This is a genomic window from Pyrococcus yayanosii CH1, assembly GCF_000215995.1.
Lineage (GTDB): Archaea > Methanobacteriota_B > Thermococci > Thermococcales > Thermococcaceae > Pyrococcus > Pyrococcus yayanosii.
Map to the genome: position 1 here is coordinate 924,791 of NC_015680.1, position 26,386 is coordinate 951,176.

The following is a 26,386-nucleotide window of genomic DNA, read 5'->3' on the forward strand; positions in this document are numbered from 1 at the left end:
GGATGGTAAATGGTGAAGATAAAGGCATCAAAGCTCAGGGATGTTGAGCTCATAACTGACACCGGCATGAGGCTCGGTTGGGTTTACGACCTGAGCTTCGACGAAAAAACCGGAGAGCTTCTTGTAATAGTCGCGGAACCTGACGAGGACTTGGACACGAGCCAGTTCGTCACTACCCACGAGGGTCTCCTCCTAATACCAATAAGCGCCGTCAAGAGCATCGGCGAGGTAATAATCATTGACTCCTCTAAGCTAGCCGTGAAGTCCAAGCTGAGGAGCACCGGGAGGCATTCCTGATTGTCCCTCCAGACACTTCTTCCAGAGGAGGGCAAGGTTTACGAGCTCCTGCTCGTCACGAAAACCAACGTAACGCCAGTAGGTGTCGTTAGGAGGGGAAATATTCTGCACTTTAAGCTGTTCGAGGGAAGGAGCTTCGAAGATCTGAAGGCATGGCCCTACGCCGTTCTTCATGTAGTAGATGATGTCGAACTCCTCGTGAAGGCGGCCTTCAACTTTTCCCTCTCCCTTGAATTCGTTCCAGCCGAGAAGGTCCCTCTGCAAAGAATTGAAGGTTTCTCCTGGATCGAGGGAAGTGTTAAGTGCTTAGAAGGACTTATCGAGGACTCCCTGGGAAGTAGTCAGGTGCTAAGGTGCACCTTCGCACCAGTCCACGTTGGAATCATAGCGAGACCACCAAGGCCCCTTAGCAGGGCCGACTGTTACCTGCTAGAACTCGCGGTTCTTGCCTCAAGGATTCTAGTGGCAAGAAAGAGAGGAATCGACTCATCGAAGATGCTCGACAAGGCAAGGGAACTCTTCGGAGAATACGAAAGGTTAGGAGGAAGGAGTGAGACCGCCCGGGAGATCATGCGGCTCTTAGGCCAGGAATATCTGTAGGGTGGCTTCCTCTCCAGGCTCCAGCTCGTCGATTTCCCACACGACCTTGCCATCTTCGATTTTAACATCCCCTTTGGTAGCCCAAGCCTCAATGGCCTTGGCTGCCTTCTCATACCTGAAACCGTGGAGAGCCCTTAGCTTCGGAGCCCTTATCTTGACAAAGTAGTACCTGCCCAGCCTGTCTTCGACAACTAGAGGCCTAAAGAACGCCACGTAGGAGCTGGTAGCAAAGAGTGCCAGGAAAATGAAAAGGATTAAGGGCAGATGGCTTCCCTTGGTGTATGCGAGCGACGGGGTGTAATTTGGCGAGGGAGTAATCGGAGGAGTTGTTGCTTGGGATATAGACGTCTCCGTATAGGTCGGGCTCATGGTTAAGGGCGTGGACGTTGGGGCCTCAAGCGTTATGGACTCTCTAGCCGAGAGATAGCGAGAGCTCTCTACAATCACCGTAATGAGACCGTACCCAATATCTTCTCCATCGAAGCGCACGGTACCGTTAGCGTCCGTTGTTCCGTATGCTTTTCCCTCGGGTCCAACAGCAACTACTGGGACTTCCGCTATTGGACTCCCTGTCGGGTCGAGCACCCTCACGACGAGCTCAGAGCCCTCTTGCCGGAGCATAAGGATAGGCCTCTTAACATCCACAACGGTCTCTACGATTTTTTCGTCCAGATTAAGCACGACTCTGTATGTTCCAGGCTCACTAACTGGATACTCAACCATTCCGCTCTCGTCTGTCAGCATCGTGGTGTTTCCTATCGTCACAGGTATCCCCGAAACGGGCCTATTCCCTTCCGTAACCCTCACCACTATCGCACCGTTCTCAAAGCTGACTGAGTACCTGAGGTCCCTCCTGTAAACCGTAAAGTTCAGCGATACCTCCTTCCTGACTCCATAAAAGTCGGCAGAGAGAACGGCGGTGTAGTTCCCGGGTTCTGGCCTTTCTATCTTCACGGAGCGTCTCCAAGTCTCCCCAGGGGAAAGGTATACTATGAACCGCTCGCCCTTCAAGAGGCTTCCGTTCATGTATAATTTGAACTCAACGGTCCCTATCAGGATTGAGTTAGCCTTCGAGGAAAGTGTTAGTAGGAGACCCACATCCTTCCCGTAAAGATAGCGCTCCGCTCCCTCTATGGAGAGTGAGTAACCTATGACCGATTTAACACGGAGCCTGAAGGGAACTTCCACAAGCTGGCTCCCGAATCTAGCCACTACTTTTAGCTCGTAGACCCCAGCTTGGGCATCATTTATGTAAATCGTTAGAGTTACGTTGGTGGCGTTCCCGGGGGGGAGAAGCCTTATGAAGGCCTGCGTGAAGAGAATTCCTCTCACTGGACCGGCAATGTAAACGGTCACGTTCTCGGCCGGTTCACTTCCAGCGTTCCTGACGGTAACGTTCAGGTGCAGGACCTCGCCTGGCAGCCCTTCCAGGTAGTTTGGGTTCACCTCCAGCGTCAGGGAAGACTGAGCTCCCACGGGGAAGTTTATGAGCATGAGAACCGCGAAAAAGATAGCAAGCTTCCTCAATTCTCACACCTCCAGGAGTTGTCTTTGAAGACCCAGGAGTACGTCGAGGGACTCCCCCTTGCCAGGCGAGAACCTGAGGCGACTCCCTCCGTCCAGTCTGAAGAACTCCCATCCCCTTCCCACGAACTTAACGGCGAGCACGGGGACACCACCAAATCTTTCCGCGAACCTCTTAACCCTCTCAATGTCTTCAGCCCTCACGTAGAGCTTCTCGGCCCTAGTGCTCTTGACCTCTATGCAGAGGTAAATCCTCCCATTGCCGGCGACGAGGTCAACCCTCTTGCTCCCGGCAGACCTAACAACCGCGAATCCCCTCTCCTCGAGCATTCTTATGAGCTCCCTCTCGGCGGCCGCTCCCCTTCTGTACCGCATGGGTTCACCTTGGACTATGATGACGGTCAAGCTTTTAAAAGCTCACCGCCGCACCTGATAACATGCACATAACCCTCAGAAAGGCCGTGAGAGAGAAGTTTGGGAGCCTGAACGAGCTCCAGATTAAGGCCTTTCGAGAAATAAAGGCTGGAAAAAGCGTCCTGATAATCGCCCCAACGGGTAGCGGTAAAACCGAGGCCGCCTTCCTCCCCGTTCTTGACACGATTCTCAAGGAAGGCCTCAAGCCCATAGCGGCCCTCTACATAGCCCCCCTCAAGGCCCTCAACAGGGACCTCCTCGAGAGGCTCGAGTGGTGGGGAGAAAAGACGGGCGTAAGAGTAGAGGTAAGGCATGGGGACACCCCCCAGTCCCGAAGGGCTAGGCAGGTTAGGAACCCTCCCCACGTCCTCATAATAACGCCCGAGACCTTAGGAATAATCCTGACGATGAATTCCTTAAGACCCTATCTCCGGAACGTCCGCTACGTGATCGTTGACGAAGTGGCGGAGCTCGTGGACAATAAGAGGGGAGCTCAGCTTATTCTTAACCTTGAGAGGTTAGCTCTTCTGGCCGACTTTCAGAGGATAGGGCTCTCGGCCACTATAGGGAATGAGAGGGAGGTCATGGAGTGGCTTGGAGCTGAAATTGTCGTGAAGCCATCCTTAAGGAAGGAGTACTCCTTCACAGTTCTTTTCCCAGCCCCGGACGAAAGGGATGCTGATCTCGCAGAGAGGCTGAAGGTCCCGATTGATGTTGCCGCAAGACTGAGGGTTCTGTGGGAAATCGTGGAGAGGCATGAGAGAGCCTTGATATTCGTGAACACGAGACAGTTCGCCGAAGTACTCGCCCATAGGCTCAAGGTCTGGGGGAAGCCAGTAGAGGTTCACCACGGAAGTCTCTCAAGGGAGGCGAGGGTTGAGGCCGAGAGGAAGCTGAAGGAGGGAAAGGTCAAGGCTCTCGTCTGTACCTCCTCGATGGAGCTCGGCATCGACATAGGAGACGTGGATGTCGTAATCCAATATATGAGTCCACGTCAGGTGAACAGGCTCATTCAGAGAGCAGGGAGGAGCCGCCACAGGCTCGGAGAGGTCAGCGAGGCGTATGTAATCGCCACCAGCGTGGAGGATTACCTCCAGAGCCTTGTCATAGCCAAAAGAGTCCTTGAAGGAAAGCTGGAACCCGTAAGGCCATACAAGAACGCTCTGGATGTTCTGGCTCACTTCGTGATAGGCCTTCTGATAGAGAATCGGACCATGAAGGTCTGGGAGCCCTATCAGGTAGCAAAGAGAGCATACCCCTACAAAGAGCTCGAATGGGAGGACTATCTTAAGGTTATAAGGATGCTTGAGGAAGCGAACATAATAAGTCAGGATGAGGAGGGGAACCTTAAGCTGAGGAGGAACGCCTACAGGTATTACTTCGAGAACCTCTCGACCATCCCGGACGAGGTCAGCTACAGAGTCCTCGACGTCACCAGCGGCAGGGTCATCGGAAGGATAGACGAGAGCTTCGCAATGAACCTAACGGAGGGTGTCGAGTTCATAATGCATGGAAGGAGCTGGGTCGTTCTGGAGATAAACGAAGAAGCCTTCCTAATAAAGGTTAGGGAAAGCGGAAACGTGGAGGGAGCTGTGCCTAGCTGGGAGGGCGAGATGATACCCGTACCCTTCGAAATTGCCAGGGAGGTCGGGAGGCTCAGGAGAGAGCTAGTCTTTGACATGGAGAGGGGGAAGAGGCTAATTAAAGGAGTGAAGTTTAGGGAGGAGGAACTCCGAAGGGCCGTCGAAATCCTTAGGAAGCAGGAGCCCCTGCCAACGGACAGGGATGTATGCGTTGAGTCACTTCCAAAATTCCTAGTCATTCACGCCGATTTCGGAAACAACGTCAACGAGGCCCTCGGTAGGTTCGTATGGGCTCTCCTAAGCCTTAAGTATGGTAAGATATTCGCTTTCAGGGCACAGGCCCATACCTTAGTCTTCAGGACACCCTTCCAGCTGAACCCGGAGGAGGTAAAAGGTTACCTGACGATGGGCGCGGGAAGACTCCGGGAGTTTGTGGCAGCTTCCCTGAGGGAGGGCCCTATCTACAGGTGGAGGATGCTAAACGTGGCCAGAAGGATGGGAGCCCTCAGGAGGAACGCGAGGATAAAAGCCGTGGAGAAGCTGTTCGGGGGGACTATAATAGAGAAAGAGACCCTTAACGAGCTCTTCCATGACAAAATCGACGTCGAGAGGGCAGAGAAGGTCCTGGAGGAAATCAGGGAAGGTAAAATAAGGGTCAGAACGATGCTCGCCAAGGAGCCTTCACCCCTAGCCTCCGCAAACATCACGGTCGGCGGGGAATTCCTGGTTGCAGGGGGCCTTGACAGGGATGAACTGCTCGAAATCTTCAGGAGAAGGCTCCTTGACTCCAGTATAGTGCTCGTCTGCACAAATTGTGGGAAGGCTTGGGAGACTAGGGTAGGACGGCTGGAGGAGAGAGCGGAAGAGCTAAAGTGCCCTGCTTGTGGCTCCATAATGCTAGCCCCACTGCACCCCAAGGACGCTGAGGAGTTTCAGAAGGCCCTAAAGAAGATGCGGAGGGGCAAATCCCTCAGTCCGGAAGAGGTGAAAGCTTATAGGAAGGGTCTGAAGGCCAGCGACCTGCTCAGGAGCTACGGGTTTGATGCAATCCTAGCCCTAGCTACTTACGGCGTCGGACCTGGGACTGCTACGAGGTTACTCGCTCAGTACAGGGGAGCCGCTCTGTTGCTGGTCCTCATGGAAGCTGAGAAGCAGTTCATACGCACGAAAAGGTTCTGGCGCTGACACCAAAAGAGCTTTATACTCACTCTCCATTTAAAGCCTTAGGTATTTATGATGCCCTCCCAAATAAAACGTCCGGAAAGGGGATGAAAATGAGGAAGCTCGCGGTAATTCTTATCGGGCTCGCATTCTTCGCAATCTTGCAACCCATAGAAATTGTCAGCGCCCAAGAGAGCTATTCAGGTCTGTCAAAGATGATTGGACTAAAACTGGGGGGTTATATAGAGTTCGGGAGATACACGGTAAAATTCACGGACGTTGACCAAGATTGGACGAAAGCCGTCATAACAATATATGAGGACGGGGTCAAAAAAGCGGAGGAGCCACTGTCCGTCGGTGATGTCCTCTACTATCCTAGCTCGGCAAACGTTCTCTTCGCCGTAAAGCTGTCGTGGGTCGCCTCCTACAGGGAAATGGTGTACCTGGAGCTGATGACACCCCTTAAGCTCCTGAAGGAGAACTACAAGATGACCGTGGGAGCCACCTACACTCTTCCCAGTGGATACCCGCCTTATAAAATCACCCTGACAGAGGTCACGGACAACACCGCGACCTTTAAGATAACGACCCCGAGTGGCAGTATCATCGTGAGAAGTGTCGACGAAGGAAAGCACCTTATCGTTGCGTATCCAATCACATCGGACATATCCCAGACCCCAATCATATATCTCATCCTTGACGACGCCGTTAAGGATGATTACGCCATAGTTGACATTTACGTTCCAACGCTCATATTCTCCGGTCTGAAGATCGTGGAGGGTGGCAACACCTCTGAAAAGGAGAACGCCCAGGTAGTTGAGGAACCTACCCAGCTTATATACAGCGACATACTTTACGTCGGGGAGCGCCTTAGGGTTGATTACAATGGAACAACTTACCAGATATACCTAGCCACCTTGGGCTACTATTCCAAGTTCTCCATCCTCGACAAGGCCGGTAAGGTTCTCGAAACGTTCACCGTGAAGGAGGGTGGGAGCTATACCTGCACGAAAGCCCCGCTGAGGGTTGAGATCCCTCCGAACAGCGTCGACCTTGAGTATAACAGAACCCTAGTAAGGGTTTACGCACCCCCCGGGGCTGTTGCGGAACCGATAATTAGAGAAGCCAAGGTAATAGCTGAGCTAAGCGTCAGTAGCAGGGCTCTTCTGCTGGATGGGGAGGAACTCATAGTTTTCATCAATGTGAGGAACGATGGGAGAGGTAACGCCTTCAGGGTTAAGGTCGTGGCACCCTTGCCCAACGACTTCGAGCTCAAGAGTGGCATAGGCGTCTGGACACTCAGCACCCTTGACCCATTCTCCGAGATGCCCGTCCTCGTCTACACGATTAAGCCCACAAAAGTCGGAACTTACTCCCTCGGGCCCGTGAAGGTGGAGTACTACAACGAGGCCGGAAAGAAGATCTCCGTGACCTCTAATACAATTGACAAAATAGTTGTTTATGCGATTCCACGGCTCGAACTCAAAGCGGTTGCGTACAATGGCACCTGGAGTAACTACGTGAGGGCAAAGGCTAACTCGACGATCAGGCTCAGATTCACGGTTTCCGCTGCGGGAACAGATCCCACCTACGAGTTCGTGAAGAACGCAACCCTCATTCTCAAGCTGGGGAACGCCCTGGATGGTGAGGAGACACTGTATATAGGAGACCTCGCGGCGGGCGAGGAGAAGGTTGTGGAAGGAGAATATCTGGTCCTTGGGGAGGGCATCTCCATAGTTGGTGCGACCCTTAGGTATCAAGACCCGCTCGGCAACTGGCATGAGCAGGAATTCCCGAACCTCGTTCTCATAAACTCGGTGCCCCCTACGGTCATTGTCAAAGAGAAGGTCATTGAGAAGTGGCCGACGCCAGAAGATCTACCTGAGTATATAGACAGCGTCCTAGCTTCAATGGGCAACTCTTCTTCGACACTCGCGGAAGAGATAATGAACGTCACGGCCAAGTATGTACCCCAGGAAGAGAAGAAGGACCGCATCAAGATACTCCTAAGCATCCTTCTCACGGTATTCCTCGTGACTACCGTTGCCTTTGGAACAATGATGCTGAAGTATAAGGGAGAATACGAAAAGCTTAGGGAGAAGCTCAGAAGAAAGTCCAGGCCAGGAGGCCTTCCCAAGAAGGAAGAGCAGGGGTACAAAGAAGAAGGTATCGAAAAAGTATGAGCTCGCCCTTTTATCACATTTTCTTGGAAAAGTTTATTTATAACGAGCTCCAGAAGTTCTCAATCAGGAGGTGCACATCATGAAGAGTAGGATACCGGTCACGATAATACTTGTTCTAATTATGCTCGCCGCCCCCGTATCGTCAATTCCCGTTCTCCAGGGCTCCATAGAGTTTCTAAGCGGGGTTGACGAATATCCATACGAAACCCACCAGCTTAGTCTTCTCATAATGGCCCTCTCCTCCGCCCATGGGAAGGTTGAGGGAGAATATGAAGACGAGCTATGGAAGGCGGTTGATGAGCTTCTTCAGAGACAGAACTCAGACTGGGGATGGGGTTATTACAAGGGGAGTATAAGCAACGTCCCTGACACCGCCTATGCCCTCATGGCCCTGAACCGGGCCAAGAACGTTTACCCGGCCACGGATGGCCGGAGAATCACTATAGAGGTAGCTATTAAAAAAGGTATGTATTACCTGACTAAAGCCTTCAACGGTGATGGGTGGGGGTATATATGGGGCTCCCCAACGGACTTCTACCCAACCCTAATGGCGACCCTGGCCCTTGCCGAGCTCGGCGAGGATTCCGTAACCCTCGAGGCCGGGATAAGGTACCTTAAAGAAAACAGGCCAACGGACAAAAAGGAGCTCGCACTCTGGACGCTTGCCCTCTTTCTCGGGGGTGAAGAAGTCCCCGAAGATGCCATATCCTCCCTTGAATCTGCCCTCTCCGGTGATGTTAGCGACGAGGAACGAGCCCTGATAACATACGTTCTTCTAAGGGTAAAGGGGCTGAATTTCGAAGTCGCGAAGTCCCTTTCAATCCTTGAAGAAAATGCGCTTGGGGATGACGTTTCATTCTGGAGAGGTCTTGAGGCTTCGGCATACGCCACGATGGCATTTTCTCTTGTCTCGGACAAGCTCATTGAGGCGGGAGAGGATTACCTGGGAATAGCCTGCTCTCGCTTGCCCAAGCTTCAGAACGAAGATGGGGGTTGGGGTCCCTATCTGGGATTCAAGTCGGATGCAAAATCAACTTACTATGCCCTCCACGCACTCAAGGTCTGCAACCCTATGAGCCCAGCGATCGGTAGAGGTCTCGAGTTCATGAGGAATGTCATGAAGGAGAGAGCCTACTGGATAAGGGTGAACGGCTACCTACCGAACGATTACCTATTCGCCGTAACCGCCCTAGCCGAGTTCGGAAACCTCACAAAGGATGAAAAAGAGGAGGCAATCTCCCTCATAAAGGGCGCTAGGTGGGGTAACATCTTCGGTCGGCAACCCTTAACGACTGCCCTCGCCATAAAAGCTCTTCTTGCCCTTGGCGTATCCCCAACTGACTCGAAGATAGTTGAAAGAAAGAGGTGGCTCCTGGGGCTTTCAAATGGAGGATGGGGTCCCTACGTTCAGTTCTTCTTCACGGGATACATGGCTGGTCCCAGCTATGCCGACACCCTCATAATCATAGACGCGCTCTCCCCAATCTCAACTGAAGATGAATTAAAGCCCCACCTCACGTGGCTGCTTAATGCTGACGCTACAGCCGAGTGGCTAAGGGTTTACGCGATGAGGATTCTCAAGACCTGGGGCATCGACCCCGGATGGACGATTGAGAAACCAGACTACGACGATGTTCTCCTCGATTCCATGATAATCCTATACCTTTCGGCCTTTCCAGAGGTTCCCACGGTTAATATCTACACCGTCATGGAGACTCTCAGGGCTGAGAACTTCACCGTTAGCTACACTAACCTTCAGGAGGCAGGGAAAATCGTCGCGAAAGGCCTCGAAAGGCTATTTGAAAAGAATGTAACCATTAAGCCCTTTACGGAGATAGGAGACGGAAACTACGTGGTTGTTGCTCCCTTTGGCACTATGAACGTCTCGGAGTACAACCGGAACGTGAAGCTGGAAGTCGAGGATAATAAAGTAATAATAAACGGCAGAGAGTACAAGAGAGACAAAATCATCGCCATAATCCCGGGTAGGACTAGGACGGGGGTCATACTCTTCGTGCTGTTAGAGGAAGATGCCCTACCCGCGTTGGAGACCCTCTTCAGTAGCGGAATCCTCAGATACCTGCACGGAGGTATCTTTGTGCTCACGTGGAAGGACACCAATGGGAACGGAAGGGCGGAGCTAGAAGAGCTTGAGGCGGAGTTCCTGTGAGGTGGTGAGGAGTTGAGGGCGATCATCATAGGGGTGGGGCAGTGCGGCACGAAGATAGCGGATATATTCGCCCTCGTTGACTTCGAGGTCCTCGCCGTGAACACATCGAGGGGTGACCTTGAGTATCTGAAGCATATACCTCCTGAGAGGAGGATACTCATAGGAGAAAGCCTGGTTGGTGGAAAAGGGGTGAACGCCAACCCAGTGCTTGGCAGGGAGGCCATGAAAAGGGACCTGCCCCTCGTGATGCGAAAGATAGCCTCCCTCGTGGGATACGAGGACGTGGACGTATTTTTCTTAACTTTCGGCTTTGGCGGGGGTACTGGAGCAGGCGGGACACCTGTGCTGGCAGAAGCTCTCAAGGAGGAATATCCCGAGGCCCTTGTCGTCGCCCTAGGAGCCCTTCCCCTGAAGGAGGAAGGCATAAGACCGACGATAAATGCCGCCATAACCATAGACAAGCTCTCCAAGGTCGTGGACTCAATAATAGCCATAGACAACAACAAGCTGAAGGAGAGCGGAGATGACATAAGCCAGGCGTACGAGAAGATAAACTACACCATCGTTGAGCGCATAGCTTCCCTCTTAGCTCTCATCGACGTCCCGGGAGAGCAGACCCTTGACGCGAGCGACCTTAAGTTCGTCCTCAGGGCGATGGGTAGCTTCGCTACAATAGGCTACGCGAAGGCCGACGCTTCCAAGGTAAAAAGCCTTTCCCGCCTGATAATCAGATCTTTCGAGAACGAGGGCCTTTACCTCGATGTAAACATTGAAGCCGCCCTCTATGGCCTCGTCGCAATTCACGGACCTCCCGAGGCTCTGAAGGCCAAGGAGATATTTGAGGCCCTAAACGAGCTCACAAGGAGGATAAGGGGAAAGCAGATATTCAGAGGCTTCTACCCTGACCCACGGGAAAGAGAGGTGGAGGTTGTGACGTTGCTCAGCGGCATATACGAAAGTAGGAGTATAGAGGAAATCGTCATGACGGCAAAGAAGTACGCAGTCGAGTTCATGAGGGCAAAGGAGGAGGCGGAAATTAAGAAGAGGGAGCTCCTGAGTGGCCTGCCAGATTTCGACGACATATATCCAGGTGAGGCAGATGAAGGTACGGGATTCCGTTGATGTTGTTATGGAGCTTGACGAGAAGAGCATTTATTCCCATATAGCCCACGAGAGCGCTGAGGACATCATCAGGATAATTTCCGCCATAGATGCGGAGAGGGCAAGGCTCAGGGGGGAAGAAATTTACCACAGGGACGACTGGGATGAGCTCATCAGGGAGAGGATAAGGAAGGGGAAGAGGCATACTGCCTTCGATTTCTACAACCCCACCCTACTTGATCTTTGGGAGGAGAAGGTGAAGGATGCCAAGAGGTTCAAAAACCTAAAGATGGTAGGCCTCGCCGCCATCTCCATTCTACTCACCGGAACCTTCATGGCATCACTGCTCACAGGAGAGCCGTGGGTAATTATTGGCCTCGGCGCGGCCCCGTTAATTCCCCTCCTGTTTGATGTCTCGAGGGAGGGAGCTGACCTTCGCTACTACGAACTTGCCCAGTTCTTCATCTACGAGCTCTCTGCCCTGTTGGATAAATTCGGCCTGCCAGCCGAGAAGTACAGGTTCAAAGTGTACAGCCAAGATTACCGGGGAATCAAGGTGGAGAAAAGGCGAGAGGGTATCTTTGCGAAAATTGTCCGGGACAAGGGTTAAATATGGTGGAGACGAAAATTAGTTGCGGGAGAGAAAGATGGTGAGAAGGGGTCAGATGTCACTTGAATTCATGGTCATATTCAGTCTGCTCCTGATAATGTTGTTTTACTCAGTTAACAATCTTGCTTTCACCCAAGGAACAATCGCTCAGACCCAACTTACTGTTGAGGTGGCCCTGGAAGCCAAACAAGTTGCAACAACGATTGCCGGCACTATCTCGCAAGTATATGCCCAAGGGCCCGGTTCAAAGGCAACCTCCTATGTCTCTCTCCGCTACCTTTCAAACACTTATTATCTCGAGAGAGCTTTCTCATCATCTCAGGTTCAAATAGCCTACATTAACGGTAGCGTCCGGGTTACCATAGGGGACACACCTATAACGAACGGTCCCGATAAGAACACCTTCTCAGCCCCCACCCTTTACAACACAACCTTTGACACGGCGATTTCCTTTTCGGACGGCGTCCCAGTGAAAACATTAAAGGTGGTTGTAGAGTGGAATCCCGATAAAGGCGAGAGCTGGACCTTCGATGATGCTAAGGGAGTGTTGATGATAAATATAAACCCCGGTGGATGAGATGAGAGGACAGCTCAGCCTGGATTTCCTACTGGCGTTCCTCCTCATTAGCATAACCGCGCTCAACTTAACATATCTCGCCGTGGGGGAAAAGGTAAAGGCCGAAGAGTTCGATACCGTGGCCAAGCTTAAAGTCTTTGCCATAGACGTGAGAGATACCGTTGCTAAAGTTCACTCCATGGGAGGCGGCTTTTCCATCAGGAAGGAGTATCCCTTTGAGCTAAAACCTGGCGATAGGATAATTGTAATCCTCGACAATACAACTAATGTGATTAAAATCGAAGCAACAATAAATGGAAGGGTTTACTCAGTCATTCAAAGAAGCCAAGTGCCAATATACGAGCAAACCCTCGTAATCCTCGATGCTTCGCATTCAAGCTTTTGGATAACCGCCAGTGATGAGGGGGGGTTCACCCATGTCAGGGTCTCCCAGTAAAGCCCAAACGGCTCTTGAAATGATGTTTCTCATGGCCGTGATATTCTTAGGGGCAGCTGTCATAGTGCCCACGTACTTGTCCATCAACAATTCTGCAATGCTCGTCACTTACGTCAGGAACTCGGCCTCGGAAGCCTGTGATTACTTAAATATAGGCGTCATCGTGAATGAGTCTAAGTACGAGCCCCTTAATGCAATCATCCAGAACTATACTGGCTACAACTATCTTGGGTTTAGGCTCCTCGGTATTGGAATAGTGGCTGAGACAGAGCGGAATGTGACGGTGCAGATACGAATAGGAACTCGCATTACGGAAAGTGAGAAGGTTAAAGAAGCAATAGGAAAATTCTTGATGAGAGATCTCACTGGGATGAAAGGATTTGTTGTGCGAAATGGGAGGCTCTACTTCGATGGGAGAGAGGTCATATTGGAGATAACGGTTGAGAAGGATTAGGGGGCGAAAGAATGAAGAGGGCCCAAGTGCTTTCCATGGACGCACTCCTTTCCTTAATCCTAGTCATGTTTATCATCGGAACCGTTACAAGCACATCAGAAACTATAAGGGGCGAGATAACGTCAATGATAGGGTGGTACGAGAGGACAAACATAGCCGATAATATGCTTGACGTGTTGACGAAAAGCCCAGGAGAGCCAGAGAACTGGGAAGAAAACATCAATAATCTAAGGGTTATTGGACTTGGAGACACAGATTGTTATTGCCTCGCTGGTGAAAAGATACTAAGACTTGCCGAGATGTACAATGCTTCCCAAGTAATATCTGCCATGGAGAACCTCTCATTAGGATATGACTTTGCTATAAGTATATACTACACCAACGTTACACTTGCTGGAAATATAACGACTAGAGTTACCTATACTAACATTACAATCTATGAAAACATAACAATACCATTCTCGGATCGGATCGAGATATCTACGGGACACGGCCAAGGGTATGGAAAATACTTTTTTGTGGACAGATATCTGTCTTACTTTATAATTGACGGAACCGAGTACGGCATATTCAATGCCATTTTCCAATATGGCAATCCGGTCATATTAAACCCGGGAGATAAATTCGTGTTCTACTATCCATCAAGAGGAGGATCTGGGCGAGCAAGGATAATTGTTGATAATGGAACTGCAACTCGGGTGACGGATTACATTTACGGCATCATTGAAGTTGATAGCGGCCAAGTCTATGTTAACATAGCCTACCAGCAGGGAGGGCGGTGGAAAGTTGCTGTATATGTATATTCATCGAGCGCAAGTGGAAGGGTTATTATAATCACGGGAGAAGGGGGGCAAGTAACCAAAGAGACAAAGATTCTGGTTGCAAATATCTCGACAATGTTTACTTACTCTACAATCATTAAAACACCAGAAATAATGTTTGGGATAATAAACGGCACAATTGAGACAAATCCTTTAAAGATCAGGAGTTCTATGAACAACTCTCCGTGGATACAATCGGCTTCACGGACGCTTCCAGTGAAATGGCTGATATATGACGCCGAGTATACTCTCTACCCTTCAGATGGTCCAAAGCTCTTATTAAGTGGAATGGTTGACCAGCCAATTCCGCCGGGAGAGATATTGTTCTCTCCCAGTGGCCGGGGAAATGCAACATTCATAGCACTGAGTGTTTTAGAAGAGGGTGTCCAGCAAGTCATCATTGTAATTAACGCCACAGACGCTGAGATAGTCAAGGCACACATATTTTATCCCGATGGCACGACGAGAACAATATACGGCAATTCGACAACTGTTCCAGTCCCCCTTGAATTCATTTTCCAGAACCCAGGGATAGGAGAAAAAGCAACCCTATATCTATGGGAATACTCCATGGTAAATTTAGATAGCGTTTCAGTTTCAATTCCGCCCATTTTAGGGGAGATTTTAAAGCCGCAATACTTGCCGATAACGATAAAGCTCTGGGTGTGGGATGACAGATGAAGAGGAGAGGTTTCATATTCACCCTTGATGCCCTGCTTGCTCTAATCCTTGTGACTATAATGGTCGCAGGCGTGGTAAGGGTAACAACCACCGCCCCAAATGTATACATTACAAAAATACAAGAAAACAACAAGTATATAGCCCAGAGCCTATTAGAGACCCTTAGAACTGTACCATTGAGCAACCTCGTCCCTCCAACTCAAATTTCCAAGTGGATAGAGGACAGAACAATAGATTTAACATACGTCAACCCGCAGATGTCTCCTCTGGATATAGTAGCAACATACTGGGCGCTTAACTCCGCAGAGTATAAACAAAAGGCGGAGAGGATAATGAAGTACCTACTTGACAACCTTGCCAGGGGCTACAAGTACCAGCTGATAATAAACAACTACACGAGCCCTTACCTCACCTTTGACAATTCCTATGAAAACGCGAGCAACGTCGGCTCGGCAACGGTGATGATAAGTGGATACGTGAAAAACCAGACGCCGAGGGGATACGTTGCGAAGGCCTACCTGACCAAGCTCGTAACCGCGCAGGAGAAGCTCATTGGAATACAGAGGGTTTTGGCTGGGGGGTATTACTGTTTTCAATTGGCACCAACGGGTTACAATGAATATCCATTAACGGTCTTGTCCCTTTACCTTGAGTATCAGACAGTTCCGGGGGACGAAAACACAGTGCAATCCGGAAGGTTCCAGCTCTCAGGGAACTATAGCGGGGGAAGCGTGGAAGTTAATGATGACCTAAGTGGGTGGAGTGTTGAGTATTCCTTAAATCGGAGGGGATACGTTGAGAAAATTAGCCTAACAAACGGCGCAGAGACAATTATAATTTACACATCATATACCAGTGGATATAATCCCGAGTTATATGAAGTTCGGGCTATAGTTTACGAAGACGCCAATGGCAATCAGGCTGTCGTTTACCTTAACGAGGGGATTTATGTTGAGGTCAGCTGGATACAGATTGGTAGATGGTGGTATATATCCTCATCAAGGGCCTACACGACTGTTCCAAATATTGACAGTGCAGTTTACCGCGTTCCGGTATATGGATGTTACCGCTGGATGGATAACTCCCTAGATGTTACCTTTAAATTCGAACTCCCCCTCGATGCATCAGATATAACCGGTTTATTAAACTACGCTACCAGAGCCGGTGAGTCAGTTAACTTTGAACTGAACGGAGAGCCTGTGACATCAGCTGATATCTCAACCCTACTTAAAGGTGGAGAGAACGTTTTCAGTGCCTATTTCTATAATCCACAATGGTATGAAATCGGCTTCGGTAGCGGTAGCTGGATAAGCCTGAGGTACAAGACCTCGACTCCCTTGGTAGAGGACCCCGGCCTGGTTAAGCTCTACAACATAATCAGCGAAGGGACTGGGATTTACTATCTCAACTCCCTATTCGTTCCTGGGACCGTTACAGGTATAAGCATGAAGCTCACCGTTGAGGGTGTCCACGAGATCAGGGTTTACTACTCCAACGGGACGGCTTTAAACCTCATATACGAGAACACAACATTGGATGGCTCAAAGACAACTGTAACTATAGACAATTCAACGCTGGTGGGCAACCTCACAAATTACGTCCCCCTCAGCGAGCTGAGCAGGAGAAACTTCAATCTGATAATCATGCTCGACGCCTATTACAACTCTAGCTACTCAAGACCTGTTCGTTATGCCGGCCAGGATTATAATTATCAGTGGAACAATCAGAGGATTCTCTACGGCTATCCCGACTCGTACATAAATATAACCTATATACCAAAGGTTACGACTACAAGATTTATGATACCTATCGAGCAGACTTATTCCCTAAACGGCGAAAATCCAGCCTATTGGTGGAGCGGGTGGAGATGGTATCTGGCCGGCTATAGAACTATGTACTTCAACTATTATCTCCCAGATAAAGCAATTCCTTGGTACGTTGATGTATGGACGGCTATACACTTTTCGGGGTATCCAGAAGGAACCACTACCCTCTACGAGGGCCCGAACGCGAACACAAGGGTGTTTGAGTTCCCCCTTGACTATTACCTTATCCGTCTCGCATATACAAGACTGAACGAAAACATTATGGTACCCAGTGAGACAAACACGTTCAAACTTGAAAGTAGTTCGGAGAATTATGTCTTCAGGGTCGATGATAGTAAGGCAATCGTCCACTACTTCCTCAACGGCTATGCTCCCTACGGTAACGTGTTCCCCTACTACTCCAAGAATGGAGCTTGCGGCTATGTCCTCACCTACTATTACAATCTCAGCGGAATCATAGATTCAGACACCGTATTCATTGGGAATTGTAAGCCCACCGAAACTCCGCTTGCCATATCGGCAAGCGAACTCGAGCCAACGAAGTATGCTCTTGACGATGCCATATTCCGGCTCTTCGTACAGCTTGGAGCCAGAGAGGACTATAATGCCCTACCAGGAACCAAAGAAAACCCAATAAGAGTTAAGCTTGAAGGGTTAGCCGCTAAGTCAATAGGGATTAGGAACGTTCCAACGACAATAGAACCTATCCAAATAACATTAAGGATATGGAGGGACTAATATGAAGCGGGGATTCCTCCTTAATGTCACTGCACTCCTGCTCCTAATTCCCATCCTCCTCCTAGTGGCCACTTATGAGAGTGTATCGTCAACTATAATCAGCGGCCAAATTACTAGGACTCAAGCAGAAACGATGTATTTTAACGTAGACACAATCCAAAAGGATCTTCAGAATGTTGTCGATTTGAGCATTAAAAGGGCATATTTAACCCTAACGGAATACGTAATAACCCATAACGTGTTCGTTAACAACGCTTCGAGGATTCTTGAGGAGCTTATAATAAACGGTACCATTAATGGACGTGTCCAACCCACAATGAAGAACATGACCCTTAAAAAGTGGTTCAATAATGTCATTACGTACCTTAGGGACAAAGGAATGAGCATAGAACCCTCAACCCCCGATGAGCTTGAATCCCACTTAGATATCCTTGTTGGCCCTCTGGATTCTTTTCATATTGCCGTTAGGGTTAAAATAAAGAATATTACTATAAGGGACAACTCGGGAATAGTTAAGTACCAGGGAGACATTGGATACGTGTACTCTGTGGTGAGCGTTGTAGGATTTGAGGATCCATTTATAGTGAAGGAGCTAAATGGTTTGTACACACGAGTCATAATGCCATGCAGGATACCATTTCCCGGCCCACTCTATGGATATTACAATCCTAACAGCACCGATGACATAGACGAGCTTGCCCTTGAGCAGTGCTACGTTGGGCTTTCGGACAACAAAACCGCGGGGGTCTATTACCCGTCTATATTGGAGAGATTTGAAGGGGATATTGGCAACCACGACTATTACCTCTCCGTCGCCGTGATACTCCAAAAGGATCTCGGATACACAGAACAGCTTCCCATTGGTCTCGTAACATTTATGGTTCCCTCCACGGATAGCACGCTTATAGGGGCTTTCACGAGCCTGGGAATATCAGCTCCGCTAAACTCAACCAGCGTGGATTACTATTACCTAAAATGTGCCGTCGAGGGGGAGGAGTGCCTCGGAGGATATCCCCTGTTGAATTCCCCTTACCCTGATCTCAGGTTCGACAACGCCACGGCCATTGCCCTGTTCAACACAACGGAAGCGCTTGACACGGGGTGAAATAATGAGATTTGAAGATTTCCTTTACTCTATTGGTGAGCTAACGGTGGATATTGCTAAACGGTTTGAATCGATTATTAAGGACTTACTTCGTCCAGAGCCAAAAGACACTCCTCCAAATTTCCGAATCCTCAGAAAGCTCGTTAAGAAGGACCTCTCGATTCACGAATTGATTAGCCTAAAGCTTCAGATAACGTTCCTCATATACCTTTTCATAAACCTTCTAATAGTCGTCTTCTCTCCCTCCCTCTTGGTTCCAGTTGCTATCCTTTACTTTATCTACCTGAGGAGTCTGCTCATGAGGACCAAGAACTTCATCATAGAGCCAGAGCCCTACAGGGCCTTTTATTACTCGATATCACTGTTAACGTTCATGGCCTTTTTGGGGTATGTAGTTCTTAGAGGGCTAAATGTTAGGCCCCAGTATTACTATGGTTATCTTGCTGGAGTTTTCATAACGGTTTTGGGCTTCAGGCACGTCTTCAGAAGTAAATACGGCCGGGACTACACCTATGGTGTCGTTGAGGAGATAAAGGATGGAGCCGTTAGGGTCTTCGTCCACGACGACATAGCGGCCAACGTGAAGCCCGGCTACTACTGGGTAGATGCCCCCTCAGACGTCCCGCGGGGAGCCGTCGTCAAGCTCCTCGTTGAGGAAAGGCCGCTAAGAGGGGCCGTTCCGAGAAAGATCATCGAGGTTTACTCATCCTCCCAGACCTCGACGGAGCCAAAGGAGCAGAGGGAGTGAAGGATAAGCAGATAGAGGGAGTGGTAAGGCTCAACGAGGTTTGTCTTTGCAAAGCCGAAGCCCCTTCTTGGAATGCTCAAGGGCTCGACGCGAGGACATTCAGGGAGAATCGTCAAGGTGCTATCTTCTTCCTTTACCTCATAGCCTAGGCCACGACAAATCCTCCGCAGGAAGGCCCTCAGCTCTCCCCACCTTTCTATGCGCGTCTTATAGTATAAGGTGTGGCCCAAGCTATCACCGTTAAGAGTAGAAAGAATAACTTTAAAAAGTTTTTGATTTTCTAATATGCAGTGATAGCAACCGCCAAGAATATTAATAGTCCAACACCAAGGATCAAGTGGGGACCCAAGAACAACATGGCAAAAGGATGATGAATAAATCCGTTGCTGATGAAAAGATGAGGAGAGGACCGACTAGCTGACTAGAGCTCTCCACAGAGCTCTGCGAAGTTCCTGAGGATGTCTGCCCCCCTCTCCGTGTGAGCTACCTCCGGGTGGAACTGAACGCCATATATGGGGAGCTCCTTATGCTTCATGGCCTCAATGGGACATGTGTCGCTCCTCGCCAAAAGCTTGAAGCCCGGCGGGAGCTTTTTAACTTCATCCATGTGGCTCTCCCAGACTCTGAGCCTCTTTGGAAGCCCCCTGAAGATATCGTTTTCTTCCAAAATCTCAATCTCCACGAGGCTGTACTCGGCTCTCTCCCCTCTGCCCACCTTCCCACCGAAGTACTTCGCTATGAGCTGATGACCGAGGCAGATGCCTAGGATCGGCACGTTGAACTCGTCGTAGTGTTCCAAAACAGCTTCACAGTTGCCAGTCCTGTTTATGTCAGGACCGCCCGAGAAGATTATGCCCTTTGGCTTTAGTCCCTTTATCTCCTCAAGCGGCGTCGTGTTCGGGATTATCTTTGCCTCGACGCCGAGGTATCTCAACGTTCTCCAAATCCTGTGAACGTATTGGCCCCCATTATCCATGATAACTATCATGCCCTCACCTCACTCGAACTCTATTGTGGCGGGCGGCTTGTTCGTGATGTCGTAAAGCACCCTACCGACTTGTGGAATCTCGCTCGTTATCCTAAAGGCAATCCTCTGGAGAACCTCCCAGGGGACGTTCATGGCATTAGCCGTCATTCCATCCAAACTCTCAACTATTCTAACCGCTATCGTCTCCTTATAGGCCCTTATGTCTCCCTGAACTCCCACGGTCTTGACACCAAGGAGAACCGCAAATGCCTGCCAAGGTCTCAGCCCGGCCCTCTCGACTTCCTCCTCAACTATGGCGTTGGCCTCCCTAACGATGGCTATCCTCTCGGGAGTTACTTCACCGATTACCCTGATGGCCAAGCCGGGGCCCGGGAAGGGCATCCTGTTGTAAATCTTCTCAGGAAGGCCCAGCTCCTTGGCTAGCTCGCGAACCTCGTCCTTGTAGAGATCACGGAGCGGCTCGATTAACTTGAGATTTAATCTCTCGGGAAGACCGCCAACATTGTGATGGCTTTTTATTTTCCCCTGGCTCTCTATCCAGTCGGGGGCAATAGTTCCTTGGATGAGGAACTCTGCTCCAATATCCCTCGCGACCTCTTCGAAGACCTCGATAAAAACGCGACCGATAATCTTCCTCTTCTCCTCAGGGTCGGTGACGCCTCTTAAGGCCTCAAAGAACCTATCCTGAGCGTCTACGTAGTGCAGGTTCATGCCGAACTCGTCCCTGAACGTCTTCACCACGAACTCCGGCTCGCCCTTCCTTAGGAAGCCAGTGTTCACGAAGACCGCATGAAGCCTGTCGCCTATTGCCCTATGGGCAAGAACAGCCGCTGTAGAGCTGTCAACACCCCCACTGAGCGCTATTATGGCCTTTCCGCCTCCCACTGTTTCCCTTATCTCCCGAACCTTCTCCCTTATGAATCCTTCCCACATGCTTGAACCTCCTACAAAGGGTTTAAGTGATTATCTCCTCAAGCTTGTCTTCCTCGATAGCATGTCTAATCTCACGGGCAATCCTCCTACCCGTGCTCATGGGTTCCCCATACCTCAGCCATGTGTAGGGGGAGCCGTTGACGAAAGGGTTAGTTCCCGCCACTATTCTCGCCGAAATTTCAAAAACAACGAACTCGAGATCCTCCGTGAAGACCCCCTCGAGACAGAAGGGACCCCAAAGACCCCCCATGAGCTCTTCGGCCGCCTTAACGACTCTTTCTCCTGCCTCGATGACGTCCATTAGCAGACTCTCCCTAAGGACTATTGGGATGTTCCCCACCACCGTGTAGTTGGGCTCTATCTTCAGGTCAAGCTGCTCTCCCGCAGGAATCCTTCCAAGGGAATCCGCGTTGGCCTCGTAGCGCCTGTCCACGCTCATGAGCTCGAGCTCGCCGTTGAGCTTCGAGTAGAAGTAGTGAGGATAAACTGGCACACCAATTACGTATTCCTGGATTTGAACACCTTTTAGATCTTCTTTGTCTCTAATGCCGAGCTTCTCTGCCTTTCTCCAGAAATCCTCTGGACTCTTAGCGAGGAAGTAGCCCCTGCCACCCCTTGCGCCGTGAGGTTTGACTATAACGGGCTTATCTATGTCGTCGGGATCGTCATAGACCCTCGGAAGTCTGAGCCTGGCCCTTTCGAGCCACTTTCGCTCAAGGTTCCTATCGCTCTCCCACCTGAGCACGGCCTTGTTGCCGTAATAGGGAACCCTCATCCTCTCGACGAGCTCAACTCCCAAGTGAGCCACGAAAGAACCAGTTGGGATGACTATTGCATTCAGCCTAAGAAGCTTCTCCTCGGGATACTCTCCCTCGATGAAGTGGTCGGCCACCGGAAAGTACTTCGTGTAGAGGGGTCTCACCCTAGCCTTTCCAAAGGCAACCGTTTCAAACCCTTCGTCCTTAGCCCCCTTCAGGATTTGTAAGGCCGAATGGGATGCATAGGTCGCTATCCTCACCATTAACCTTTCCCCGAGAAAATGTCAAAAATTGCCATCTTTTAAGCTTTATTTTGCCATGTAAATGGCAACATCGAGCGAAGTTCGAACCGCCTGATTTAAAAGGCGTTTCCTCACACTGGGTTATGGAAGGAAATAACCGGGTTAGTCTGGAGGGTGAGCGAAGATGAAGAAGCTATTCGGGGTTTTCCTCCTGACCCTCCTCGTGGTTGGGTGCATAGGGGGACCAGAGACGTCCACAGAAGAAAAAAAGCTCGTCGTATACGCCTATGACAGCCTCGAGTACTGGCTCAAGGAGGTAATCCCCGAGTTTGAAAAAGAATACAATGTCACCGTCGAGCTCGTGCTCGTAGGAGGAACGGGTGAGCTCCTCAACAGGTTGATACTCGAGAAGGACAACCCCAAGGCCGACGTCGTCGTTGGAATTGACAGCACTTACCTGGCCAAGGCAATAAACGCGGACATCCTTGAACCTTACAAGCCCAAGAACGCGGACGTTATTCCCGAGTGGATAATCGAGAGCTTCGACCCAAGCTTCCACCTTACACCCTTCGACTATGGCTACATAGCGATTAACTACCGCAAGGATGAGGTCTCAGAACCACCACAGAGCCTCGAAGATCTCACAAAGCCTGAATGGAAGGGTAAGCTCGTCATAGAGGATCCGAGAACGAGCTCCCCAGGTATGGCCTTCCTCCTCTGGACGATAGCCGTTTATGGCGACGACTGGCTCGATTACTGGGCCAGGCTCAGGGACAACAACGTCCAGATAGTCAAGAGCTGGAGTGCAGCTTGGAACGCCTTCAGCCAAGGTGAATTCCCCCTTGTCCTGAGCTACTCCACTTCCCCAGCGGCCACCGTCTACTATGAAAACAACACCAACGTGGGTGCCATCGCCTTCAAGGAGGGCAACTACCTGCAAATAGAGGGTGCCGGGATAGTAAAAGGGGCCAAGCACCCAGAGCTTGCCAAGGCCTTCATAGAGTTCCTCATAAGTGAGGAAGCCCAGTCAAAGCTCCCAACGACCCAGTGGATGTATCCCGTTAACAAGAACGTCCAGCTACCGCCTGTGTACGAGTACGCCGTAAAGGTAGAGAAGCCGGTAACCCTCGACCCCAAGCTCATCGCCGAGAACTACAAGAAGTGGCTTGACCAATGGGTGGCGGTCGTCGTCGAAGGCAAGAGTCCAGATGAGGTTAGAGAAGGCTAAACGCCTTCACCTTTATCCTAACCTTTTTTGGGACTTCCTCGGGAGAAAACGGGAGCCTACTTAAGAGCTCCTCCGCAATCAACTCCACGCCCTCGATGGACAATCTAAGCCTTATCCTACCCGGAAGGAGCTCGTAGCTGAGAACCTCCGCCTCGGCTCCCTCCCCGATGATGATATTCTCAGGCCTGAAGAACACCCGAACTTTTCCCTCAAGGCCAACGTCGAAGCAGAGTTCTCCAAGGCATGCCGTGCCTCCCTCAGCTCTCAGCTCGATGATGTTGGAGATTCCTAAGAAACTTGCCACGAACTCTGTTTTTGGCCGGTAGTAAAGCTCCAACGGCTTTCCTATCTCAAGAATTCTTCCGTCCTTCATAACGGCCATCCTGTCGCTAATGGCCATGGCCTCTTCCTGGTCGTGAGTGACATAGACGGTGGTTATCCCAACCTCTCTAACGATTCTTCTAATCTCCGACCTCAGCCTCTCCCTTATCTTGGCGTCGAGGTTACTAAGGGGCTCGTCTAAGAGCAGGACCTCGGGTTCTATCACGAGGGCCCTAGCTATGGCAACCCTCTGTTGCTGACCTCCACTCAGCTGCTCCGGATAGCGGTCTTCGAAGCCTCTCAAACCCACAAGCTCCAGAACCTCCCTCACCCGGTCCTCAATCTCTTGGCGAGAGATTCTCCTCATCCTGAGGCCGAAGGCAACGTTCTCAAAGACGGTCATGTGTGGAAATAATGCATAGTCCTGGAAGACTATGCCCACATTCCTCTCATGGGGCGGAACCCTCGTCACATCCCTCTCTCCAAAGAGGACCCTTCCTTCGGCCTCCTCTAGCCCGGCTATTATCCGGAGGGTCGTCGTCTTGCCGCAACCGCTTGGGCCAAGGAGCGTGAAGAGCTCGCCCTCTTTAACTTCGAGTTCGGGAATGAAGAGCTCAAACCCCTCCCTCCTTAGGCGTATTCCTTCAAGCCTCACCCTCACCACGCTTCCTCACCCACCCTCTCAATTATCATGAAGCCGATGGCCGATATAACCATTAGGAGGACCGCAAGAGCTGAAGCTGGTCCGAACTGCCTGGCCCCTATATACCGGTAAACGGCTATTGTCATCGTCGTGTATTCGGGCTTGTAGAGCATGTAAGTAGCACCCAGCTCCGCCATGCTCATTGCGAAGGAGAATATGGCACCCACGATGAGGCCACCGAGTGCGAGGGGGAGTTCCACATTGAGGAATGCCCTCAGCTCCGTTGCTCCAAGGCTCATGGCCGCCTCCCTTACGCTGACTCCAACTTTTTTTAAGGCTGCAGAAATGGAGCGAAGGGCAAAGGGGTAAGCCATTGTGGTGTGGGCCATTATTATCAGAAGGGGACTGCCGACGAACTCCCGGAAGGCGAGTAAGTATCCGAGACCGAGGACTATAGGAGAAGATGCCAGCGGAAGCGTTGCGAGAGTATCAAATACCCTCTTGCCCCTAAAACTCCATCTGTGAGAAACGTAGGCTGTCAAAAGGGCGAGAAGGGTCGCCAAGACGACCGTCGAGAAACCGAACAGGAGGGAGTTCTTGATTATCCCCAGCACGTTCGTGCCGAAGAGTGGGTTGTATTCCTCAGAGAACAGCCTCTTGTACCATTCCAAAGACAAACGGTCTCCGTAGATTAGAGAGCTGTAAACAACTGCAAAGAGAGGACCGAGGATAAAGGCCGTTATGAATGCGAAGTATAGGAGCATTACGAGACCTTTCACCGTTAGAAGGTCTCCTAATGAGACACGCCTTTGTCTCCTGATGATGCCCTGGGAGCTTGCCCTTGAGTACTCGTCCAAGAGGTTAAGGTAGAGGTACATGAACGTGAAGCTGAAGGCCATCTGGAGGAGGGCGAGGGCAGAGCCCGTTCTAAAGTCGAGGAGCGTCATTATAGACGTGAATATCGCGACCTCAAGAGTGGTGTAGCGGTAGCCACCGAGTATCAGGGGTATTGAGAAGCTCATGAAGCAGAATATGAACGTGAGCATGCCAGCTGCTGCGAGGCCAGGGAGGAGCATCGGCAGGGTCACGCTGAAGAACAGGGTAAAGCCCTTCGCTCCAAGCGTCGAGGCGACCTCTTCGTATGATGGGCTTATCCTCTCCCAGAGAGCGGAGACCATCCTCAAGACCACGGGGAAGTTATAGAAGGCGTGGGCCAAAATTATAGCCTTCCAGCTGTAGAGGATGCCAGGGTCTCTCCCAATAAGTGATGCCACCATCCCACTTCTACCGAAGAGGACTATGAAACCGAGGGCCACCATGACACTTGGCATGACAAAGGGAACCGTCAGAAGAGCCTTCAAAACTCTCTTTCCAGGAAATTCGTAGTTAGCGAAGAGATACGCCCCGGGAAGGCCGATTGCAAGGGTTAAGAGCGTGGATAGGATGGCCTGCCAAAAGGTGAAGGCGATTACACGCCGGTAATATTCATCTCTCAGCACCTCAAGGAGGGTGGAGGGAGAGAAGCCCCATACGAGTATGGACACTACCGGGTAGTAGAAGAGGAGCGCGAGGGCCGAGAGAGATGCCAGCAAGAGTATCTTAGACCTCATGGATGGGTGATAGAAAGGGAAACTAAAGGACTTTTCGGAGGAAGTACTCGTGGACCCTCGTGTCGTCGACAAGCTCCGGGTGGAATTCCAATCCCATTATGTTGCCCTGCTCAACCCCAACGATTCTCTCACCAAGCCACGCTATGGGCTTAACCTTCTCGCTGAGGAGCTTTATAATCTGGGGGGCCCTTATGAAGACGCCCGTGAAGGGTTCATCACTGAAGGCCAGCCTCAAAGGAGCCTCAAAAGAATCGACCTGGCGGCCGTAGGCGTTTCTGTTCACCCTCACGTCGAGGAGCTCCAGGAAACGCTGCTCCTTCGTGGCCCCTTCAACTTCCTTTGACAGCATTATAAGGCCAGCACAAGTGCCCATTATGGGCAGGCCTTCCTCTCCCAGCTTCCTAACAGGCTCGAAGAGGCCGTTCTTGAGCATGAGCCGTGATATTGTCGTGCTCTCTCCCCCAGGGATGATTATCGCGTCAACCTTTTCAAGCTGCTCCTTCCTCCTTAGCCAAAATGCTTCACCCTCGACGCCCATCCTCTTAAGAGCTTGTGTGACAGCGTCCACATGCTCCTGGACGTCGCCCTGAACCCCTATGACGCCAACCCTAATCATGGAAACACCTCCAGCAAA

At 50.7% G+C, this 26,386-nt stretch carries 24 protein-coding genes; 15 read left to right on the top strand and 9 right to left on the bottom strand.

Going from position 1 to position 26,386, the window contains the following annotated elements; translation table 11 throughout:
* The first annotated feature begins 9 nt into the window (after positions 1-9).
* Positions 10-297: a PRC-barrel domain-containing protein gene (locus tag PYCH_RS05150; RefSeq protein ID WP_013905793.1), complete on the top strand. Its 288-nt coding sequence runs from the start codon at positions 10-12 to the stop codon at positions 295-297.
* On the top strand, positions 298-897 hold the full coding sequence (locus tag PYCH_RS05155) for a DUF447 domain-containing protein (protein ID WP_013905794.1): 600 nt from the start codon (positions 298-300) through the stop codon (positions 895-897).
* Here PYCH_RS05155 and PYCH_RS05160 read toward each other — a convergent pair.
* On the bottom strand, positions 877-2,424 hold the full coding sequence (locus PYCH_RS05160; RefSeq protein ID WP_013905795.1) for a COG1470 family protein: 1,548 nt from the start codon (positions 2,422-2,424) through the stop codon (positions 877-879). The two genes, PYCH_RS05155 and PYCH_RS05160, sit on opposite strands and share 21 nt — an antisense overlap.
* 3 nt (positions 2,425-2,427) lie before the next feature.
* Entirely contained in the window at positions 2,428-2,796 is a 369-nt protein-coding gene (gene hjc / locus PYCH_RS05165) for a Holliday junction resolvase Hjc (protein WP_013905796.1), read from the bottom strand.
* Positions 2,797-2,858: 62 nt separating this feature from the next.
* Here hjc and PYCH_RS05170 point away from each other — a divergent pair, with 62 nt between their 5' ends.
* The 12 genes from PYCH_RS05170 to PYCH_RS05230 all read left to right on the top strand — a co-directional run bounded on the left by PYCH_RS05170 (position 2,859) and on the right by PYCH_RS05230 (position 19,029).
* A complete protein-coding gene (locus PYCH_RS05170) occupies positions 2,859-5,603 on the top strand; it encodes a DEAD/DEAH box helicase (RefSeq protein ID WP_013905797.1) in 2,745 nt (914 codons plus the stop codon).
* An 83-nt stretch (positions 5,604-5,686) separates the two neighbouring features.
* Positions 5,687-7,762, top strand: a complete 2,076-nt coding sequence (locus PYCH_RS05175) for a DUF11 domain-containing protein (protein WP_237698648.1) — start codon at positions 5,687-5,689, stop codon at positions 7,760-7,762.
* Positions 7,763-7,841: 79 nt separating this feature from the next.
* Positions 7,842-9,932: a prenyltransferase/squalene oxidase repeat-containing protein gene (locus PYCH_RS05180; RefSeq protein ID WP_013905799.1), complete on the top strand. Its 2,091-nt coding sequence runs from the start codon at positions 7,842-7,844 to the stop codon at positions 9,930-9,932.
* A gap of 12 nt (positions 9,933-9,944) precedes the next feature.
* Entirely contained in the window at positions 9,945-11,054 is a 1,110-nt protein-coding gene (locus PYCH_RS05185; protein ID WP_013905800.1) for an FtsZ/tubulin family protein, read from the top strand.
* Entirely contained in the window at positions 11,032-11,643 is a 612-nt protein-coding gene (locus PYCH_RS05190; protein ID WP_013905801.1) for a hypothetical protein, read from the top strand. Before PYCH_RS05185 ends, PYCH_RS05190 begins: the two co-directional genes overlap by 23 nt.
* A gap of 22 nt (positions 11,644-11,665) precedes the next feature.
* The gene (locus tag PYCH_RS05195; RefSeq protein ID WP_237698649.1) at positions 11,666-12,220 is read left to right on the top strand and encodes a hypothetical protein; all 555 of its coding nucleotides are present in this window, start codon (positions 11,666-11,668) and stop codon (positions 12,218-12,220) included.
* Between the two features lies 1 nt (position 12,221).
* Entirely contained in the window at positions 12,222-12,656 is a 435-nt protein-coding gene (locus tag PYCH_RS05200; RefSeq protein ID WP_013905803.1) for a hypothetical protein, read from the top strand.
* On the top strand, positions 12,637-13,110 hold the full coding sequence (locus PYCH_RS05205) for a hypothetical protein (RefSeq protein WP_048058220.1): 474 nt from the start codon (positions 12,637-12,639) through the stop codon (positions 13,108-13,110). The genes PYCH_RS05200 and PYCH_RS05205 overlap by 20 nt, the downstream gene beginning before the upstream one ends.
* Positions 13,111-13,121: 11 nt before the next feature.
* Positions 13,122-14,612 (top strand): hypothetical protein, encoded by a 1,491-nt coding sequence (locus PYCH_RS05210; protein ID WP_013905805.1) that lies wholly within the window; start codon positions 13,122-13,124, stop codon positions 14,610-14,612.
* A complete protein-coding gene (locus tag PYCH_RS09485; protein ID WP_013905806.1) occupies positions 14,609-17,176 on the top strand; it encodes a hypothetical protein in 2,568 nt (855 codons plus the stop codon). The genes PYCH_RS05210 and PYCH_RS09485 overlap by 4 nt, the downstream gene beginning before the upstream one ends.
* 1 nt (position 17,177) lies before the next feature.
* A complete protein-coding gene (locus tag PYCH_RS05225) occupies positions 17,178-18,281 on the top strand; it encodes a hypothetical protein (RefSeq protein ID WP_013905807.1) in 1,104 nt (367 codons plus the stop codon).
* Between the two features lie 4 nt (positions 18,282-18,285).
* Complete coding sequence (locus PYCH_RS05230; protein ID WP_013905808.1) at positions 18,286-19,029, top strand: DUF2101 family protein; 744 nt, start codon at positions 18,286-18,288, stop codon at positions 19,027-19,029.
* On the opposite strand, the gene PYCH_RS05235 is transcribed toward PYCH_RS05230, so the two are convergent.
* The 4 genes from PYCH_RS05235 to PYCH_RS05250 form a co-directional block, all read right to left on the bottom strand.
* On the bottom strand, positions 18,981-19,259 hold the full coding sequence (locus PYCH_RS05235) for a hypothetical protein (RefSeq protein WP_013905809.1): 279 nt from the start codon (positions 19,257-19,259) through the stop codon (positions 18,981-18,983). The two genes, PYCH_RS05230 and PYCH_RS05235, sit on opposite strands and share 49 nt — an antisense overlap.
* A 191-nt stretch (positions 19,260-19,450) precedes the next feature.
* Positions 19,451-20,017, bottom strand: coding sequence for a GMP synthase subunit A (locus PYCH_RS05240; RefSeq protein WP_013905810.1), 567 nt, complete (start codon positions 20,015-20,017; stop codon positions 19,451-19,453).
* A 9-nt stretch (positions 20,018-20,026) separates the two neighbouring features.
* Positions 20,027-20,950, bottom strand: coding sequence for a glutamine-hydrolyzing GMP synthase (gene guaA / locus PYCH_RS05245; RefSeq protein WP_013905811.1), 924 nt, complete (start codon positions 20,948-20,950; stop codon positions 20,027-20,029).
* Positions 20,951-20,972: 22 nt separating this feature from the next.
* The gene (locus PYCH_RS05250; RefSeq protein WP_048058221.1) at positions 20,973-21,971 is read right to left on the bottom strand and encodes a formate--phosphoribosylaminoimidazolecarboxamide ligase; all 999 of its coding nucleotides are present in this window, start codon (positions 21,969-21,971) and stop codon (positions 20,973-20,975) included.
* Between the two features lie 163 nt (positions 21,972-22,134).
* Here PYCH_RS05250 and PYCH_RS05255 point away from each other — a divergent pair, with 163 nt between their 5' ends.
* A complete protein-coding gene (locus PYCH_RS05255) occupies positions 22,135-23,178 on the top strand; it encodes a thiamine ABC transporter substrate-binding protein (RefSeq protein WP_013905813.1) in 1,044 nt (347 codons plus the stop codon).
* Here PYCH_RS05255 and PYCH_RS05260 read toward each other — a convergent pair.
* From PYCH_RS05260 to pdxT, 3 genes are read right to left on the bottom strand one after another with little or no spacing between them, the layout of a single operon-like run.
* Positions 23,165-24,163, bottom strand: coding sequence for an ABC transporter ATP-binding protein (locus PYCH_RS05260; protein ID WP_013905814.1), 999 nt, complete (start codon positions 24,161-24,163; stop codon positions 23,165-23,167). The two genes, PYCH_RS05255 and PYCH_RS05260, sit on opposite strands and share 14 nt — an antisense overlap.
* Positions 24,157-25,752, bottom strand: a complete 1,596-nt coding sequence (locus PYCH_RS05265) for an ABC transporter permease (RefSeq protein WP_013905815.1) — start codon at positions 25,750-25,752, stop codon at positions 24,157-24,159. Before PYCH_RS05265 ends, PYCH_RS05260 begins: the two co-directional genes overlap by 7 nt.
* A 22-nt stretch (positions 25,753-25,774) precedes the next feature.
* Positions 25,775-26,368, bottom strand: a complete 594-nt coding sequence (pdxT, locus tag PYCH_RS05270; protein ID WP_013905816.1) for a pyridoxal 5'-phosphate synthase glutaminase subunit PdxT — start codon at positions 26,366-26,368, stop codon at positions 25,775-25,777.
* Positions 26,369-26,386 lie beyond the last annotated feature (18 nt).